At 36.6% G+C, this 16,332-nt stretch carries 14 protein-coding genes; 4 read left to right on the forward strand and 10 right to left on the reverse strand.

Annotated features, from left to right (window positions below; genetic code table 11):
- Positions 1-61: 61 nt before the first annotated feature.
- The 8 genes from GTH24_RS10590 to betI form a co-directional block, all read right to left on the reverse strand.
- Complete coding sequence (locus GTH24_RS10590) at positions 62-406, reverse strand: low molecular weight protein tyrosine phosphatase family protein (protein ID WP_164526382.1); 345 nt, start codon at positions 404-406, stop codon at positions 62-64.
- 2 nt (positions 407-408) lie between these two features.
- Positions 409-627, reverse strand: coding sequence for a hypothetical protein (locus GTH24_RS10595; RefSeq protein WP_164526383.1), 219 nt, complete (start codon positions 625-627; stop codon positions 409-411).
- 192 nt (positions 628-819) lie between these two features.
- Positions 820-1,572 carry a DUF3944 domain-containing protein gene (locus GTH24_RS10600; RefSeq protein ID WP_072068473.1) on the reverse strand — a complete coding sequence of 251 codons (753 nt, stop codon included), beginning with the start codon at positions 1,570-1,572 and terminating at the stop codon, positions 820-822.
- Positions 1,573-1,892: 320 nt separating this feature from the next.
- Positions 1,893-3,170: a cytosine deaminase gene (locus tag GTH24_RS10605; protein ID WP_072068276.1), complete on the reverse strand. Its 1,278-nt coding sequence runs from the start codon at positions 3,168-3,170 to the stop codon at positions 1,893-1,895.
- Positions 3,160-4,410 carry a cytosine permease gene (gene codB / locus GTH24_RS10610; RefSeq protein ID WP_115349861.1) on the reverse strand — a complete coding sequence of 417 codons (1,251 nt, stop codon included), beginning with the start codon at positions 4,408-4,410 and terminating at the stop codon, positions 3,160-3,162. The genes GTH24_RS10605 and codB overlap by 11 nt, the downstream gene beginning before the upstream one ends.
- A 365-nt stretch (positions 4,411-4,775) precedes the next feature.
- Entirely contained in the window at positions 4,776-6,455 is a 1,680-nt protein-coding gene (betA, locus tag GTH24_RS10615; RefSeq protein WP_164526384.1) for a choline dehydrogenase, read from the reverse strand.
- Positions 6,456-6,493: 38 nt separating this feature from the next.
- Entirely contained in the window at positions 6,494-7,969 is a 1,476-nt protein-coding gene (gene betB / locus GTH24_RS10620; RefSeq protein WP_164526385.1) for a betaine-aldehyde dehydrogenase, read from the reverse strand.
- A gap of 24 nt (positions 7,970-7,993) precedes the next feature.
- Positions 7,994-8,596, reverse strand: coding sequence for a transcriptional regulator BetI (gene betI, locus GTH24_RS10625; RefSeq protein ID WP_072068279.1), 603 nt, complete (start codon positions 8,594-8,596; stop codon positions 7,994-7,996).
- A 208-nt stretch (positions 8,597-8,804) separates the two neighbouring features.
- On the opposite strand from betI, the gene GTH24_RS10630 reads away from it, so the two are divergent.
- A complete protein-coding gene (locus GTH24_RS10630; protein WP_115349865.1) occupies positions 8,805-10,847 on the forward strand; it encodes a choline transporter in 2,043 nt (680 codons plus the stop codon).
- A 63-nt stretch (positions 10,848-10,910) separates the two neighbouring features.
- Here GTH24_RS10630 and GTH24_RS10635 read toward each other — a convergent pair whose 3' ends face one another.
- Positions 10,911-11,525: a LysE family translocator gene (locus GTH24_RS10635; protein ID WP_164526386.1), complete on the reverse strand. Its 615-nt coding sequence runs from the start codon at positions 11,523-11,525 to the stop codon at positions 10,911-10,913.
- Positions 11,526-11,728: 203 nt separating this feature from the next.
- Between GTH24_RS10635 and GTH24_RS10640 the strand changes: the two genes are divergently transcribed.
- Both GTH24_RS10640 and GTH24_RS10645 read left to right on the forward strand, forming a co-directional pair.
- Positions 11,729-12,604: a LysR family transcriptional regulator gene (locus GTH24_RS10640; RefSeq protein WP_072068280.1), complete on the forward strand. Its 876-nt coding sequence runs from the start codon at positions 11,729-11,731 to the stop codon at positions 12,602-12,604.
- A gap of 160 nt (positions 12,605-12,764) precedes the next feature.
- Positions 12,765-13,922, forward strand: coding sequence for a pyridoxal phosphate-dependent aminotransferase (locus GTH24_RS10645; protein WP_164526387.1), 1,158 nt, complete (start codon positions 12,765-12,767; stop codon positions 13,920-13,922).
- A 73-nt stretch (positions 13,923-13,995) separates the two neighbouring features.
- On the opposite strand, the gene GTH24_RS10650 is transcribed toward GTH24_RS10645, so the two are convergent.
- Positions 13,996-14,895 (reverse strand): endonuclease/exonuclease/phosphatase family protein, encoded by a 900-nt coding sequence (locus GTH24_RS10650; RefSeq protein WP_164526388.1) that lies wholly within the window; start codon positions 14,893-14,895, stop codon positions 13,996-13,998.
- Between the two features lie 673 nt (positions 14,896-15,568).
- Between GTH24_RS10650 and GTH24_RS10655 the strand changes: the two genes are divergently transcribed.
- Positions 15,569-16,321 carry a T6SS immunity protein Tli3 family protein gene (locus tag GTH24_RS10655; RefSeq protein WP_164526389.1) on the forward strand — a complete coding sequence of 251 codons (753 nt, stop codon included), beginning with the start codon at positions 15,569-15,571 and terminating at the stop codon, positions 16,319-16,321.
- Positions 16,322-16,332: the final 11 nt, after the last annotated feature.

Genomic DNA, 16,332 nt, shown 5'->3' on the forward strand with positions numbered 1-16,332 from the left:
AATATAAAAAAACGCTCAGTCTTATACTTTAAGCTGAGCGTTTTTTATCAAGATAAATGAATTATTTAGTTGAAAGCTTTGCTTCCATCGGTAAATAAGACTGAACTTTCTGTTCAAGGAGTTCAATTAATGCCAGATCATTAAAGCGATAATTATCAGGTATTCCCAATACATGTGCTTTTTTATAGCGCATGATTGCCGGAAAATGTGCAGATAATCTATTTAAATGTTTAGATTCCATGACAAGCACTAAATCAGCCCATTTTAGCAATTCATTATCAACAACACATCGCGCATCTTTGCGCGTCCCAGCTGAAAGTGTATTAATTCCTTCTCTATCTGCAAACAATAGTTCAGCGGTCGGACTTCGCCATTGGTTTTTACTGCAAATAAACAAGATATTCATTATTACTCACTATCAGATAACGCATTTAATCGACGCTGACTACGAGAAATTCTTGGGTATTCAATTCCTAGTTGTGCAGCTCTGGTCATTTTGAGTGATCGGGTATATAAATTAGACCATTTTTTTTCTGGTTTAAACATCACTCGTGAACAACCTATTTCTTGATGTTTATTTTTGCGGTTAACACATTGGCGCCAACCACGATCTCTTTGTGTAGACATAAAAACCTCTCAGATTAAAGGGATAGCAGCCGCAGTAATACGGAGAGGGTCCAACAGTGTCTTATTTTAGTTGAACTAAGTAAATCTGCAATGATAAATACAGCAGTGATTCATTTTCATTCAATAAATATTTAAACAAGCAAACAGAGAGTATTATAGATTTGTTGTTCTAACTGAAAAATTCATTATTTCTCAATCAAAACTAATCTCATTCGCTAATTTAGCAGAGGATTGTGTTCTTAAAAATGCAACTTGAATTACGGCAGGAATTGTTACGCGATAAGCAGCACTACCAATATCAATTGCCGTCCATATTCCTGTAATAGCCCAACCAACTGGTCCTGCTAAAATTGACATTGTTCTCATTAATGTGCCATTCGCAGCAAAACTTAATCCTCGACCAATTAAAGCTTTCATTATTTGGTTTACAATAATCGCCGTTAACTGATACGACTTAAATCCACCAGCTCTAAATATTGCCTGAAAACCAGCAGTTAGTGTTTGTGCTGTTAGGCCTGATGTATTTTTTACACCTAATTCTCCACCTAATTGCTTAATTTGTTCTGGTGTCATCGAGTCAAGTGCGTCTGCTACTATTTTCATCAAAAGATTATTTTCAATAATCTCAATAGTAGAATTTTTATTATAATTAACTTTTAATTTATCACAGACATCAGTTAATACTTCTCGATATAAAACACCTTTCCCCCCTCTAAACATGGTAGCGAAAGTATTACCACCAAAACATTGTATTTCAGCAGCGATTTCTTCCCAATATAAACTATGATTAGGATAAAATGCTTTATAATTAGAATTATTTGTTAACTCTTCTGTCCAACGTTTTTCGCCATCTTTATCATGTGTTAATAAATAAACAAGGTCATTCAATTCTTCATTTGAACATTCTGAGAGAAAAACTAGATCTTCATCATAACGATATGCCATAAACATCTATCTCCTTTTATTATTTTTTATAAATAAGATTATTTAAATAGATTTTATAGCAAACCAAATAGATTAAATATATTCTTGTTTTATATAAAACACCAAAAATGAGATAATAATAATTTAAATATATTTATTTGCGTTTAGTGATTGCATTTCATGAACATAAGGTAAATTTTGCTTTTTAAGTTAAATAATACAAATAAAAAAAATATAAAATAATCAAGCGCAATATGTCTGTTTATTGTTCAATTCATTAAGTTAACTATATAAAAAAGTCATCTTAAATAAAGATGACTTTTACTACAATTATTTGGTTATTATTTATAATTAATCGCTGTCGGTTTATCTAACATAATTTCTGTTTTGGCTGGCTCTGTTTGAGCAATCACTTTACCTTGGCGAATGGAATAACGTACAGGGACTTGGCGACGTAGAGCATCAAAGCCATTATCTGCTGGTAAAATAATAAAGTTTGCACCATTTCCTACTTCAACACCATAATCCGTTAAAGCGAGTGTTTTTGCACTGTTATGGCTAATTAACTGTAATCCGTTATCAATTTGACTGTAACCCATTAATTGGCAAACATGTAACCCCATATGTAAAACTTGAAGCATATTTGCTGTACCTAATGGATACCACGGATCAAAAACATCATCATGACCAAAGCAGACATTAATATTACTTTCTAACATCTCTTTTACGCGAGTAATACCACGACGTTTTGGATAAGTATCAAAGCGCCCTTGCAAATGAATATTAACCAGAGGATTAGCCACAAAGTTAATACCAGACATTCTTAATAATCGGAATAAACGTGAAGTATAAGCCCCATTATAAGAATGCATTGCGGTTGTATGACTTGCAGTCACTCTTGATCCCATATTTTCTTTGTGGGCTAAAGCTGCAACAGTTTCAACAAAGCGCGATTGTTCATCATCAATTTCATCACAATGAACATCAATTAAACGATCATACTTTTGCGCTAAAGCAAAGGTTTTATGCAGTGATTCAACACCATATTCACGCGTAAATTCAAAATGAGGGATTGCACCAACAACATCTGCGCCTAATTTTAATGCTTCTTCTAATAAAGCTTCACCATTAGGATAAGATAAAATACCTTCTTGAGGAAAAGCGACTATTTGTAAATCAACCCAAGGTTTAATTTCTTCTTTTACTTCCAACATTGCTTTTAATGCTGTAAGTGAAGCATCCGAAACATCCACATGTGTTCTTACATGCTGAATACCATTAGCAATTTGCCATTGCAGTGTTTGCCATGCACGTTGTTTAACATCATCATGTGTTAACAGAGCTTTTCGCTCTGCCCAGCGCTCGATACCTTCAAATAACGTACCTGATTGATTCCAGTTCGGTTGCCCTGCGGTTTGTGTCGTATCTAAATGAATATGAGGTTCAACAAAAGGCGCATGAACCAATCCACCTTGTGCATCTAAGGCATCAGGGTGAAAATCATGTTCAGGTTGCGGTTCAATAGCTTCTATTTTGTTATTTTTTAGCGTAATGCGCCATAAACCATCTTTTCCAACTAGGCGAGCATGGTTAATTTGTTCGATATTTTTACCCAGCATGACTTATCTCCGCTTGTCGAGCTGTACGACGATTTAATATTGGATTTAACACAGCGTAGCTTATTGCTCCCCCCAACACGGCATTAACAGGCACGATACCCGGTAACCAATGCCCTGCCATAATGCCAATTGCAACAGCGAGTAGCGCTACCCAGTTAACCGATTGCATTGTAGCAACATTAAAGGTGTTATAGCGTGCTTTATTCATCAGATAATCTGCAATAATAACACCTCCTACTGGTGGAATTGCCGCAGATAAAAAGGTAAGCCAACCGACAAAGTTATTATAAAGCCATAATGCACATAGCGTACCAATGATACCGTTTATTACTGAAAGTTTTTTACTTGATAAACCAGTAATATTGGCAAAACCTAATCCTGATGCATATAACGCGTTGTCATTCGTTGTCCAGATATTTAAACCTAGCACTACGATAGCCGGAAGTAATAATCCTTGCGCAATCATCACATCAGAAATATCTGCCATTCCCAGTGAAGCGGCACCAGCCGCACCAAAGACAAACATCAAGGTATTTCCTAAGAAGAAGGCGATAATTGCAACAACTACAGCAACTTTAGGGTTTCGTCCAAAGCGAACAAAATCAGCTGTCAGTGTACCCGCACTAATAAACGATCCAACAACCATTGCTAACGCTAAATTAAAATCTAATGGCTGAGCCGGTTTTACCGCCATTAGTGCAGAAAGCCCACCCATATCATGCACAGCAAGATAAACAGAGTAACTTCCGAGAATAGCGATAGCAGGAACAGCGATGATAGAGAGAACAGTGAGAGCAGAAATACCGAAGAATACAGTGATGGTCATTAAAATGCCGGAAATGGCGATAAGAAGATTGATATCAATACCAGTGGCTTTTCCTACTGGAATGGCAAACATTGCCACACCCACACCAAACCAACCAACCTGAGTACCACCGAGTAAAAATGAGGGAAGCCAAGAACCTTTAATGCCAAAAGAGTAACGCGCGAGGAGATGAGTAGTAAGACCTGTTTTTGAGCCAATAAAACCAAGAAATGCGGTGTAGATACCAAGAAGAAGATTACCAATTAGAACTGCGAGGAAGAAATCATTAAAGGAAAGACCAGTACCAAGAGCGCCGCCAGTCCACATACTGGCTGAAAAAAACGTTAATCCCAACATCACAAAGGTTAACGCCAATCCACCCTTTCTTGCGGATATGGGCACTGGGCCCTGACTATAATTGTTGTCCTGAGACACTTTAACCCCCTATTAATTTCACCAGGCCAAAAAAATCTGACGAATTCTATCTACATAAAAATATTATGCAAACGTTTTCGTCATCTGTTTATTATAATTAATGGAATGCTTCACTTAAGGAGAGTTGATATCCGTCACAAAAACGGTGAAAAAATCGTTGTTTTACTTGAATTTATCTCGTTATTTTTAATTTTTTTTATAAAGTGATTTTATTTAGAAATACTTATGATAAAAATTAATCATATTTTCTCCTGAATATTTAGATTTTATATAAATTATTTTTATGTAATTTCAATATTAATAAAGAGGAAATAATGATGAAAAGACAAAAAAGGAATTTACACTCCTCTTTTGTCTACCCTGATTTATAAGCTTAGATTTATTTTTCTTACAGGCTGATCACCTGCAACATAATATTTAGCCTGACTTTTAGATAAAGGTTTAATTCCTCTCACCTTATCAGCTAACTTTTCAGCAATCATAATCGTGGTCGCATTCAAATTTCCAGTGATTATTAGAGGCATGATAGATGCATCAATAACTCTTAAGCTTTCTATGCCATGTACTCGACCATCTCCATCAACAACCGCCATTTTATCCGTTCCCATTTTACATGTTCCACAAGGATGAAATGCTGTTTCAGCACGTTCTCTGACAAAAGCATCAAGCTCTTCATCACTTTGAATATGTTTACCTGGGCTAATTTCTTCACCACGATAAGCATCTAATGCCGATTGTGCCATTATTTCTCGCGTAATACGGATAGCTGAGCGAAACTCTTCCCAATCTTGTTCAGTGGACATGTAATTAAATAAAATATTGGGATGTTGATGAGGATCTGTAGATGCTAATTTTACTCGTCCTCGACTTGGTGAACGCATAGAGCCTACATGAGCTTGGAAACCATGCACTTCTACCGCATTGGTTCCATTATAATTAATAGCAACAGGCAGAAAGTGAAATTGAATATTAGGCCACGCAAACTTTTCGCTAGAGCGAATAAATCCCCCTGCTTCAAATTGATTGCTTGCACCGATCCCTGTTCCTTGGAACAGCCATTGCGCGCCAATCTTAGGTTGGTTATACCATTTTAAAGCAGGATAAAGTGAAACGGGCTTTTTACATTCATACTGTAAATACATTTCTAAGTGATCTTGCAGATTTTCCCCAACACCGGGTAGTACATGTACTGGTTGAATATTAAATTCATTTAATACTTTTTCAGGCCCAATACCAGAACGTTGCAAAATTTGGGGCGATGCAATTGCGCCTGCGCAAAGTAATACTTCTCGATTGGCTTTGACACGATGAGGCGTGGTATTTTCTCCTGAGAAATAACGGACACTCACGGCTTTTTTACCTTCAAACTCAATAATATCGGTCGTTGCATGTGTCTCAATCGTCAAGTTTTTACGCACTTTTACTTGATCAAGATAGCCTCTTGCTGTACTTGCTCGACGACCTTTAGGTGTGACGGTTCTATCCATCGGACCAAAGCCCTCTTGCTGGTAGCCGTTAAGATCAATCGTTCTTGGGTATCCTGCTTGTATACCCGCCTCAATCATTGCTTGAAATAAAATATTATTGCCTTTTTTCGGCGTAGTCACACTTACAGGGCCTTTATCACCATGATAATCATTGGCGCCAATATCGCGATTTTCTGCCTTACGAAAATAAGGTAAACAGCTTAAGTAATCCCACTCTTCAAGACCGGGTAATTTAGCCCAACCATCAAAGTCCATCGCATTACCACGGATATAGCACATACCATTAATTAATGATGATCCACCAAGCCCTTTCCCACGACCACATTCCATGCGTCGGTTATTCATATGTGGTTCAGGCTCTGTTTCATAAGCCCAATTATATCGCCTACCTTGTAACGGATAAGCTAATGCCGCTGGCATTTGTGTACGAAAATCGAACCTGTAGTCCGGACCTCCAGCTTCAAGGAGCAGCACAGTAACTTCAGGATCTTCTGTCAAGCGGGTAGCAAGAACGTTACCGGCTGAACCAGCACCGATAATAATGTAGTCATAGCCCATTGTTATCTCCTCTGTTTCAGTCATTAAAAAAGAATGGATTAAAAAACGGATGAAAACTCCCCAAGTTCAACTTGAATAGATTTTATTTGAGTATAATTCTGTAGTGTAACAAGCCCATTTTCACGTCCCACCCCAGAATGTTTATAGCCACCAACGGGCATTTCAGCGGGAGATTCACCCCATGTATTAATCCAACAAATTCCTGCTTCCAATTGGTGAATAACACGGTGAGCTGTTGTGAGATTTTTGGTAACAAGACCGGCTGCTAAACCATAAACACTATTATTTGCACGTAAAATTACTTCTTCTTCCGTTTGATAACTAAGAATACTCATCACAGGGCCGAAGATTTCATCTCGCGTGATATTCATATCATCGTTGCAATCCGTGAAAACCGTAGGTGCAACATAAGCACCTTGAGAAAAATTGCCTTCTAACAAACGATGACCACCATAAAGTAATCTGGCTCCTTGAGTTTTGCCTAACTCAATATAATTCAAGACTTTTTCAAGATGAGGAAAACTGACCAGTGGACCAAAATTGGTGTCCATTTCAAGAGGAGAGCCGATCCTAATACGTGATACGCGCTCTATAATTTTCGCTTCAAATGCAGGTTTTAATCTTTCGGGAACAAAAACTCGAGTACCATTGGTGCACACCTGCCCTGAACTATAAAAATTCGCCATCATCGCAATATCAGCGGCAGTATCTAAATCTGCATCATCAAAAATAATTAAAGGCGATTTCCCACCAAGCTCCATGGTTACTTCTTTTAAACTTGAAGCAGAAGCATTTACCATCACCTTTTTACCCGTTTCAATTCCACCAGTAAAAGAAACTTTCGCAATATCAGGATGCTGTGTTAACCATTGCCCTACATTAGCTTTTCCTGTAACAACGTTAAAAACACCCTTTGGCAATCCTGCCTCTGTATATATTTCAGCAAGTTTTAATGCTGTTAATGAAGTCATTTCACTTGGTTTAAAGATCATGGCATTACCTGCAGCAAGTGCAGGCGCAGATTTCCATAACGCTATTTGAATGGGGTAATTCCAAGCACCGATACCGGCAACAATTCCCAATGGTTCACGGCGAGTATAAGCAAAAGCGGTCTCCCTAAGCGGAATTTGCTCTCCTTCAAGTGCAGGAATAAGACCGGCGTAATACTCTAAAACATCAGCGCCCGTCACAATATCGACATAACGTGTTTCAGATAGCGGTTTGCCTGTATCTAAGGTTTCTAAATGAGCCAATTCATCATTACGTTCACGTAAAATATCAACAGCGCGTCGTAAAATTCGAGAACGTTCCATTGCGGTCATAGCACACCAAATTTTTTGCCCTTGTTTCGCACTCTCAACGGCCCAATTGATATCTTCTTCACTTGCTGATTGTAAATGTGCAATCACTTCGCCATTAGCTGGATTAATCGCTTCAAATTGTTCACACTCCGGTTGTGCACAATCAACATATCCACCATGAATATAGAGCTTATGTAACGGCGGGTTTGGCATATTTTCTCCTTTATTATTAGTTTGTTAAGTCTTTATTTGACTCCGGTTTGTAAGTTGCATATCGATATATTCATTAGTAATGATTTTGGCCTCTTCAAGAGAAAATGGTGCGTTACTTAATGCGCTTCTTAGCCATAAACCATCTATTAATGCAGCTAAACCTTTTGCAGCTAAACGTGCTTGATCTTTAGTAAGAACGCGCCCAAACTCGTAACTTAAATTGGAATAAAGCCTTCTATCATTGACCTTTTGTAGACGATTCAAATTAGGCTGATGCATACTACTTGCCCAAAATGCTAACCATGTTTTCATTGCTGCTTCACTGGTTTGAGTGGTATCAAAGTTACCTTCAACAATGGCTTGAATTCGTAGCTTAGGTGTTGCATCGCTTAACATTCTTAAACGTATCGCCACCGCAAAACCCAATTGATACTGGATATGGCGCATGGCAGCTTCCAACAATCCATTTTTATCACGAAAGTAGTGACTAATAATGCCGTTAGAAACACCGGCTTTTCGAGCTATCAATGCGATGCTCGCCTCTTGCATTCCAACCTCATTAATAACTGCTAACGTCGCTTGGATTAATTGCTGTTTACGTATCGACTGCATTCCTATCTTCGGCATGTTTTAAAGACCTAAAAAATACATTGAACACATTCATTAAACGTTTTTTTAATTGAACATTCAATCAATATTAACTATTGTTTATCACAATTAATTTACATTTCAATATGGGAGGACATCGTGAAAATTTGAATCTTTGCAACTAATTCAATTAGTTAACAAAGAATGCAACTTTTAACTTTAGATAAATAAATTTTTGGAATTTCTGATGACAACTCTTAACAGCACAAAAAAACCACAGAAAGATAAGCTAAATTCTGTCGTTTTTTTCGCTTCAGCAACGCTGATTTTAGCGTTTTCTTTTTTCACTATTTTGATGACAGAAACAGCAAATACATGGATTGTGGCAACACTGGGATGGGTATCAAAAACCTTTGGTTGGTACTATCTATTAGCGGCAACGTTATACATTGTTTTTGTTATTTTTGTTGCCACATCTCGTTTTGGAAATATCAAATTAGGGCCAGAACAATCGAAACCTGAATTTAGTGTTTTAAGTTGGTCTGCGATGTTATTTGCAGCAGGTATTGGGATTGATTTGATGTTTTTCTCTGTAGCAGAGCCCATTACACAATATATGTTACCGCCAACCGGCGAAGGTGAAACAATAGAAGCAGCCCGTCAGTCGATGGTGTGGACTTTATTCCACTATGGCCTGACGGGCTGGTCTATGTATGCACTTATTGGTATCGCTTTGGGCTATTTTAGCTATCGTTACAATTTGCCATTAACCATACGCTCTGCACTTTATCCTATCTTTGGAAATCGTATTTATGGCCCAATTGGTCATACGGTTGATATTGCCGCGGTATTAGGCACCATTTTTGGTATTGCAACAACGTTAGGTATTGGCGTTGTACAACTTAATTATGGGCTAAAAGTTCTTTTTGATTTGCCCCAAGGATTGGGCGTTCAAGGCGGATTAATTCTATTATCTGTTATTATGGCCGTTATTTCTGCAACATCGGGCGTTAACAAAGGGATCAGGATTTTATCTGAACTGAATGTATTACTCGCATTGGGGCTTATTTTATTTATCTTATTTGCGGGTGATACTGAGTTTTTATTAAATGCACTGGTATTAAATGTCGGTGATTATACTAATCGTTTTTTAGGCATGACGTTAAATAGCTTTGCATTTGATAGACCAACAGATTGGATGAATAGCTGGACACTGTTTTTCTGGGCTTGGTGGGTTGCATGGTCACCTTTTGTTGGGCTCTTTTTAGCACGTATTTCAAGAGGACGAACAATTCGACAATTCGTCATAGGCACTTTAATTATTCCCTTTGTTTTTACACTGCTATGGTTATCCATTTTTGGTAATAGCGCTTTATATGAAGTGATCCATGGTAATAAAGCACTCGCACAAACAGTATTAGAAGCTCCTGAAAAAGGATTTTATTCATTATTAGAACTTTATCCTGGTTTTAGTTTAACGGCTTCGGTCGCCACAATTACTGGATTATTATTTTATGTTACTTCTGCCGACTCTGGTTCATTAGTATTAGGCAATTTTACCTCTCAATTAAGCCATGTTAATAACGATGCGCCCAATTGGCTTCGCATTTTCTGGTCTATTGCTATTGGTTTATTAACGTTAGGTATGTTAATGGCAGATGGTATTTCTGCCTTACAAAACACGACCATAATAATGGGATTGCCCTTTAGCTTTGTTATTTTCTTTATTATGGCCGGACTTTATAAATCATTAAAAGTCGAAGATTTTAGACGAGTTAGTTCGCTAAATACCAATGCGCCAGCACCACTTTATGGTAATGCTACGATGAATTGGAAACAGCGTTTAGGGCGGGTTATGAATTTCCCTGGAACGACCTATACACAGCGCATGTTAGATTTAACCTGTATGCCAGCAATGCAAGATGTGACTAAAGAGCTCTTATTACGTGGAGCGAAAGTCGAATTCAATTATTATCCAATTGAAGATAATGAACGTTTACATCATTTAGAGCTTGTGGTCGATCTTGACCAAGAACAGAATTTTATTTATCAAATTTGGCCACAAAAATATTCAGTACCTGCATTCACTTATCGTGCTCGTCGAGGTAAATCAGATTATTACCGCTTAGAGACCTATTTATGGGAAGGAACCCAAGGAAATGACTTAATGGATTACACCAAAGAGCAGGTAATTACTGATATTTTAGACCAATATGAAAAACACTTGAATTTTATTCATCTTAGCCGTGAAGCTCCAGGATCGACATTAACTTTTCCTGAGTCAAACTAAATAGTAATTAAAAATAAAGAAAAGGAGATCGTTATCTGATCTCCTTTTTATTTGATTAATTTTCTACTTCACTGAAATAAACAGCAACCCAATACCTAAAAGAATTAATAACACGCCAATAATTTTATCTGCCATTTTTTGATGCGAAAGTATTTTTGTGCGTAATAAAGGTGTGGAGAAAAATAATGCAACACAACTAAACCAAATCCAATGAGCAACAGAGATAAACATACCATAAGAAAGATTTACCCAGAGTGGATTACTCAAGTTAGCCACTTGTGTATACAACGCAATAACAAATAACATTGTTTTAGGATTTAATGCATTCGTTAAAAAACCAACACGTAATGCCTGAAACACACTAGGAGCCGAATTTACCGCATTTTCAATCGTCAATTGTGTTTTATTCGTTAATGACTTAAAGCCTAAATAAATTAAATACCCCACTCCTAATAACTTCATTATAAAAAAAAGTGTTGGAGACTCTGTAATAATAAAAGAAACACCAAATACAGTATAAAAGACATGAATCTGAACACCAATAGCAATGCCAATTGCTGTAATCAGCCCAACTCTCACACCATAGGAATAACTATTTTTTGTCACCATAGCAAAATCAGGGCCAGGACTAATCACAGCCAATACCGTGATCATTGCAACAGCAATTAGCTCACTCATTTCTTTCCTTACTCTCACATTTGAGTTAATTATAAGTAATAAAAAGTGACATAAAATAAGCTTTTATTTAAATAAAAAACCTATTTAACCCACCGTAACCACTTTATTTTGCTAATTTGACTAAAAATAAAAAGCGATTTATCTTGCAGTATATCTGTAATTTTTCATCGTCTATTTTATTACTCACTTTATGGCTTACTTTTATGAAAATGCCTTCTTTAACATCCTTACGTTTTTTTAATAGTGCGGCACAAACAGGTAGCTTTGTCAGTGCTGCGGAGCAACTTCATGTTACACACAGTGCAGTAAGCCGACAAATACGCTTATTAGAAGATGAATTAGGCATTGCTTTATTTGAACGTCGTAATCGTGCAGTTTATTTAAATGAAGCAGGTCAGTATTTATATAAAACAACGTCAGCGATATTTGAACAACTTGAAGAAACCGTCACCCATCTGCGCACTCCTTTAAATAACCCCGTGTTAGTCGTTTCATGCGAACCTACTATTGCCATGAAATGGCTAATCCCGCGACTTTCTCATTTTTATGCATTACATCCTGAAATCACGTTGCACTTAGTTGCCGCGGGTGGTGCGATTGACTTTAATAAAGAAGGTGTTGATTTAGCATTTCGACGAGATGATTTTTTTTGGAGCAAGAATATTTATGCAACCAAAATTTGTGATGAAAAAATAGGTGCTGTCATAAAACCGAATAATCTTCATCACTCAAATAAACAGTTAATAACATTGTCACGGCCTCAAGCTTGGCAAGATTGGTTTCAATACTCAGGAGTTGTATCAAACTATACAAAAACCAGTGAATATGAGCATTTTTATCTGGCTATTCAAGCAACATTAGCAGGATTGGGAGCAACAATTGCCTCTTTTCTCATGGTACAAGATGAATTACATAATCAGCAATTAGTTGCCATAAATGGATTTGTAAAAGATAACTCAAGTTATTATCTACTTTCACCAATAGAAATCACCCCTGATTCTAAACAGGAAAAGTTTAAAAACTGGATAATTGCTGAAGCTGAAAAGAGTTCAAAAAAGGTTGATGAACAATCGTTATAATGTTGTTTTCGCAAAAATAAAACCGTATTTCTGATTTATCCCTTTAAAAAAAAGATTGAATAAATAACTATTTTTTACGCATACATATTTACTTTGGTCTGTTTTTTAGTAATCTATGTGAACTAATAAAACATAGAATAATTTACTTGGGAAACATCACATGAATCGTCGTTCATTCTTAACATCATCAAGTTTAGTGATTGGGGGGCTTTCATTAAGTTCCTTTGTTAGCTCTGCTTATGCCAATGAAACACTAAAAAATAAATTGGTTTTTAACGCAGAAAATCCGCTATTACTTAACTTTAATGAAAACTCATTAGGCATGTCACAAAAAGCAAAGCTTGCCATTATTGATGCTTTACCTAATGCATTTAGATATCCCGATGACGCACGTAGCGCATTAATTAGCGAATTAGGGAAAGAATTTAAACTTTCAGATAAACATATCACTTTGGGTAATGGTTCATCTGAGACAATTCAAGCAGCCGTTCAATTTGTGGCCAACAAAGCTCAAAAAGAGGGTAAAGCGGTTCAACTTATTGTTCCTGATCCAACATTTAACTATGCCGAGCTTTATGCAGAACCTTTAGGGGTAAAAATCGTTAAAGTTCCTGTTGATAGCACTATGGCTTTTGATTTAGCTACCATGCAAAAAAAAGCGCAAGAGTTTGATGGTATTAGCATGGTGTATTTGTGTAACCCAAACAATCCAACAGCAATGTTGACACCAACGGCAGCGTTAACCCATTGGATAAAATCGGCTAAAGAAAATGTCTTTTTTATTATTGATGAAGCTTATGCAGAATTTGTTTCAACACCTGAATTTACCAGTGCTATTGCGCTAGTAGCTGAAGGCTATAAAAACCTGATTGTTGCGCGTACTTTCTCAAAAATTTATGCCTTAGCTGGACTTCGTGTCGGTTATGGTGTTGCCGTACCTGACGTTATTTCAGAAGTTGATGTGTTTGTTTCCATTGATAATACCAATACAGCAGGTGCGGTGGCTGCGCTCGCATCATTAAAAGATAAAGCCTATGTGGAATATAGCCGTAAGTCGATTGATGTTTCTCGTCAGATGGTAGTAGATGCATTAAAAGAGCTGGATATTGAATACGCGCCTTCTCATGCAAACTTTATATTCCATAAAGTTAAAGGTGATGTAAAAACCTATCAAAATAGAATGAAAGACGCGAACATTATGGTCGGTCGTGAATTTCCGCCTGCTTTTGGTTGGAGCCGTTTAACATTAGGCACACCCGAAGAGATGAGCTATTTCGTCACTACATTAAAAGCCTTTAGAGCTAAAGGTTGGATTTAGCCTGATTTAACGCTTAATTAGCCGTTGATGAAAATAATGCCCTTGAAAATACTATCAAGGGCATTTTTATTTATTACTGTTCTTGTAACTCTAGTTCTGCAATAACAGGAAGATGATCACTTGCGTCTGACCATTTAAATGTTGCTGAATCTTGTGGGATGTCCATATTTTTGATATCCCACACTTGACCTTTAAACGTAAATATATGGTCAATATCTATAGCTGGATTAATTGCAGGCCATGTACGTTTATCACTATTTGGCTTTTCAACAGGGTTCCAAAAATAGTTAATTTCTTGGATGGGCTGTTCATTAGCGGTAGAGTTAAAATCACCCGCTAATATTTTTATTGATGTTGAAATATTATCAAAGCCTGTCTCAGTATCACCAATTGCAGCATCTAAAATATGTCTTACTTGACCGATACGAATCGTGGGATCTTTTTGCCAATCAAGATGTGTTCCCATAATAATAATCGGTGAATCAAACCCTGGTTTCGTAATTTGTGATAATAAAACAATGCGTTGTTCTGCATCACCGGAAGGCAGATTAACGACTTGTGATTTATCAATTTTATATTTAGATAGAATACCGACACCATATTGTCCACCATCAAAATCAAGTGCTTTGCCAAAAGCAAACTGTAGATTATTAGCTTTTGCTAACTCTTCAAGCTGGTTAATATTTTTACTACGTGCCGTTTTATTATCAACTTCCGTCACTACTATGACATCAGCATCGATATTTTTGATTGCTTGGTTAAGCTTGTCAAAATTGGTGACATCTGCTGAAACTTCATTTTTGCCGATATTATAGGTAGCAACTTTCAGTGTTGGTTTATTATTTTGATACACCTTATTGGGTGTTCCCCCTGATTGTACAGCAAGGATTTCTGAGCCTGTGGTATTTGCCACTGCTATTGATGACAGTAATACACCTGTGCTGACTAAAATAGATATTACACTTTTTTTCATCATTTCCCCGAAAAATAAACAGAATGCCAATGGATGTTCAATAATAAACTATCACATTGAAAATATGACACAGTGATACAAACCACAAAGTTATTTCGAGATGCAAAAAATCGACCCAATGTAACTAAATCAAAAGCCTTTAGAGCTAAAAGCTGGATTTAGTCTGATAATAAGACTATGAAATAGTATCAGTTTTATTTATTTTTAGTTTTCAACTAATATTCCATTACGTTATCAATAGTTAATATAATTTAAAATAAAAACACCTGTGCATTCGCTATTTTTATTATTTTAATTAAACCTATTAAATGTTAATAAGATCAATTTAATTACGTATGACTACTAAAGTAAGAATTTGTTTTTGCGAATTCCGTCTTAATAATAAAGTCAACACATTGATAATTAGCATCTTGCTTGCTATAACTAAAATTATCTAATAAAAATATAACTTCCACTTCAAAAAATAATAAATTAGCTTTATTACTTTAATAATTAATAAATTATATTTTTATCATTTATAAAACATGGTTATAACCGCCAAGGACAGCAATATTATTGAATTAGCATGATGTTATAAATCATAATTTTTTATAGATACCGTGATTAATTTTACAGTCATAAAACATCGGCAGATGCACATATAAACAAATCAGCATCACGAAAAGGACACCCCATGTTATTACATCAACTGAAACTTCCCTTACTGTTTATTTTGAGTGCCACGCTATTAACCGGTTGCTTATCATTAAAAGAAAAAGCCGCTATCAAAGCGGAACAAGATAGCGCCGAGCAACAACGTTTAATAGCCGAAGAGATTAAAAGTTATGGCCCTCCCACTGTCATTTATCGTATTGATGACCACCGCTTTTTTACCTTGGAGAAATATAATGAAAGGCGAGAAGGGATCACCTATTACAACAATACAAAAAATAATATCCATCAAGAAATATTATATGGATCAGCTTGCTTATACCAAGGTCGTCTAATCTGGGCAACTGAGCGCGATGATGCCTTAGTATTCCCTGCAGTACTGAGCCGAAAAACAGATCAATGTGCAGGCACTAAATGGGGTTGTGTTAACGCGATTCTTGTCACTCTTGATGGTGGAGAAAACTTTAGGCCCACAAATGGGGGGTTTGGTATTCACACTGACCACCCTGGTTACTACTCTTCTTTTTTCGATATCATCGTCACTGATGAGGGATTTTATTTAGGAAAAACAACCGTCAGTCGGCGGAAAACTAACGATGAATTAGCTGACCCTTGGTGGCGTGTCATTTATTTTGATCCCACCGATTCAAATTATGTTCATAGTAGTGTCGGGGATAAAGAATCTCCCTCTCCAACACTAAAAACCCCTTCAGGTCAAACCCGTTTTGATTGCAACGCCCCTTCTATTTATCCTATTTCACAGGCAGAAAAATGATGAGTAACAGC

The organism is Proteus vulgaris, assembly GCF_011045815.1.
GTDB classification, from domain to species: Bacteria; Pseudomonadota; Gammaproteobacteria; order Enterobacterales; family Enterobacteriaceae; genus Proteus; species Proteus vulgaris_B.